A 2,966-nucleotide genomic window follows, 5' to 3' on the forward strand; every position below is an offset into this window, starting at 1 on the left:
GACCAGCAATGGACGCTGAACCACACCGGCAACTGGGATCGCGACAAGGTGGATTTGAACGGCGACGGCGATTTCGTCGATACGGACGAACTCGACGACACTCGCACGCACAACGCGGTGAACGAGCTGACCCTCGGGGATCACCTCAAAAGCGGCCAGTCGTGGTCGGGTCAAAACCGGCCAGTGGCGAGGTGCTCAGGACGGGGGGAGGTGTATCGCAGGCATGGGTGAGCGCGCAAGGGATTTGATGGTTGGGTCGCCAGAGGGGTCACGTTTCCTGTTCCTTGGTGGGGTCACGTTCGGTGACCGACGCCACGACCGCGGCCGGGTGTTCCTGGGCAGCGCAGCGGAGTTGGGGCGCGCCGAGCGCGAGCGTGGAGGGGTTCACGCAGTGTGGGTAACTCCGGCCGCCACGAGCCAGGGAGTTATCCACGCCGCGTGAGCCCCTCCACGCGGACGAGCACCGTGATCTACGCGCGCGCGAGTTCGGCCCGCTCGTTCCCCTTCCGCTGCATGCGCCAGCTCCGCGGTCCGCACTGGACCACGTGAGCGTGGTGCAGGAGCCGATCGAGCAGCGCGCTGACCGCGGTCGTGTCGCCGAGGAGCTTGCCCCATTCATCCACGGGCCGGTTCGAGGTGAGGATCGTGCTCGTGCGCTCGTAGCGGCGCATCACGAGCTCCAAGAGGTCCTCGGCGGCGGTGGCGGGGAGCTTGCGCAGGCCGAGGTCGTCGATGATCAGGAGCGGCACCTTCTGCATGCGGACGAGGTAGTCCTTGCGCGTGCCGTCGAGCGTGGCGTCGGCGATCTCCTCCAGGAGCACGTGGGCTTCCCGGTAGGCGACCATCCAGCCCTGCAGGATCACCGAGCGCCCGATGGCCTGGACGAGGTGGCTCTTGCCGGTTCCGGGCGGCCCCTGGAAGAGCGCGTCCTCGGCCTTGGAAAGGAAGCGCCCGGTGGCCAGCTCGAAGACGATCGAGCGGTTCATCTTCTTGTTGAAGTCGAAGTCGAAGTTGTCGAGGGACTTGTCGGGATCGCGGAAACGGGCCTGCTTGATGCGCCGCCCGACCAGGCGATCGGCGCGTCGCTCCAACTCGTCGGAGACGAGGATCGAGAGGAAATCCAGCGGCACGAGGCGACTCGCCTGTGCCTCCAGAAGGCGGTTCTCCAGGTGTTCGGCCATTCCCGAGAGGCCGAGCTTGCGCATGGCACGGCCGATTTCGACGAGGTTCATGAGGACTCCGTGGCAGAGGTCAGTTGGGAAACGAGATCGCGGTACAAGGAGAGCTCGCGGATCAGGGGATCGACCTGACGCAGCGAGATCGGCGCGGCGGGATGGCGCGCGAGCCACTTCTTCACGAAGCGGTACTCGGGCACGCCGACTTCCAGCGCGCATTGACACGCCGCCTCGGCGCTCGCGGCGCCGTACTTCTTCACGAGCGAGAGGACGCCCAGGATCCGTCGCACGCCACCCTCCTCCCGGCGCGCATGGATCTCCTCGCACAGCTTCCCGACCGAGGCTCCAGCAGCCTTGGCGCGAGCGAGGAGCTTGAGCGTGCTCATCGGTGTGCGCTCGGGCCGGTCGCTCGGATGCACTTGCCGCCAGCCGCGAGGTTTGTGCCGGTGCTCGCGCAAGAGTGCGCCGCCCTTGGGATCGAGCAGGCGCACGCGCACGCCGTCCCACTGCACCAGGACCTCGCGCCCGATCCAGCCCGGCGGCGCGCCGTAGTACGCCGCCTCGACCTCGATGCAGCCGTCGAGGTGCACCGTGCGTTTGCCGTGCTGGTAGTAGCGGAAAGGCTCGGCGGGCAGCGGGCCAAGATGCGGCCGCTCCTCGGCGAGCATCACGGCCACCTGGCGCTTGGTCGTGCCGTGGATGCGGTGGTCGGCCCAGCGCTCGGTCCAGCGGTCGAGGTAGGCCTGCGCTTCCTCGATGCTCTCGAAGCGCTGGCCCTTGATCGGAGTCTTCTGCGCGTAGCCGATCGAGCTCTCGACCTTGCCCTTGCGATCGGGGTGGCCGACGCGCGCGGGCAAGGCGACGACACCGTAGTGCGCGAGCATGTCGCGGTAGAGCGGGTTGAGCGTCGGCTCGTACACGTCGGGCGCGAGCACGCCCTCCCGGAGGTTGTCGAGCACGACGACCTTCACGACGCCGCCGAGCCGCCGGAAGGCCTCCTCGTGCAGCTCGCACCAGATCCGGCTGCTCGACTTCCAGGTCAAAAGCCACACCGCCTTGCGGCTCCAGCCCAGCGTCATCGCGAAGAGGCGCGTGCGGCGGTACTTGCCGCTCGCGGGATCGCGGACCATCGGACCTTCGCCGTAGTCCACCTGGGCCTCCTCGCCCGGCGCCGTGACGATCGTCGGATGCGCCAGGCTCACCGCGCTACCGTGCAGCTTGCGCACGAAGCGCTTGACGCTCTCGTAGCCGCCCGGAAACCCGTGCTCGTCCGTCAGGTCCTGCCAGATCGCCTTGGCGTTTCGGCCGTGCTCGAGCGCGCCCGTGATCCGCTCGCGGTAGGGCTCGCATGTGCTCTCCACCCGGATGCAGCCCCGGCCACCGGGCCGCTCCAGGTCGGTGGTCGCCGGACTGGCCGCTTTTGAAAACGCGCCGGGGTCGGTGGTCACCTCACTGGCCGGTTTTGAATCCACACCGGGGTCGGTGGCCACCGGGCTGGCCGCTTGTGCTTCCCCGAGATTGCGTCCCCGCGGCGGCCGGACCCGGATCCCCGACCAGCGCAGGTAGCGCGCGATCGTCTCCCGGCGTACCCCGGTCGCTTCCTCGATGCGCCGCAGCGACCATCCCAGGCGGCCCAGCGCGCGGATCTCTTCCTGTTTCTCGTGCTTCAAGACGTTGGCCATCCGGCCGGGAGAGCAGGGCTCCCCGGCGCGGTCAACGTCCCGAGCGGTTCCTCACGACTGGCCGGTTTTCAGGCGTTCCCAACTGGCCGCTTTTGGGTGTTCCCCGAGG

3 protein-coding genes are annotated in these 2,966 nt (G+C 68.3%); 1 reads left to right on the top strand and 2 read right to left on the bottom strand.

Annotated features, from left to right (window positions below):
• A partial coding sequence (locus ACSLE4_RS02875) for a hypothetical protein (RefSeq protein ID WP_435902985.1) occupies positions 1-231 on the top strand: 231 nt, incomplete at its 5' end.
• A 239-nt stretch (positions 232-470) separates the two neighbouring features.
• Here ACSLE4_RS02875 and istB read toward each other — a convergent pair.
• Both istB and istA read right to left on the bottom strand, forming a co-directional pair.
• Entirely contained in the window at positions 471-1,232 is a 762-nt protein-coding gene (istB, locus tag ACSLE4_RS02880; protein WP_435902986.1) for an IS21-like element helper ATPase IstB, read from the bottom strand.
• Positions 1,229-2,845: an IS21 family transposase gene (gene istA, locus ACSLE4_RS02885; RefSeq protein WP_435902987.1), complete on the bottom strand. Its 1,617-nt coding sequence runs from the start codon at positions 2,843-2,845 to the stop codon at positions 1,229-1,231. The genes istB and istA overlap by 4 nt, the downstream gene beginning before the upstream one ends.
• Positions 2,846-2,966 lie beyond the last annotated feature (121 nt).

Origin of the sequence: Methyloceanibacter sp. (genome assembly GCF_051306395.1) — a bacterium.
Taxonomy (GTDB): Bacteria; Pseudomonadota; Alphaproteobacteria; order Rhizobiales; family Methyloligellaceae; genus Methyloceanibacter.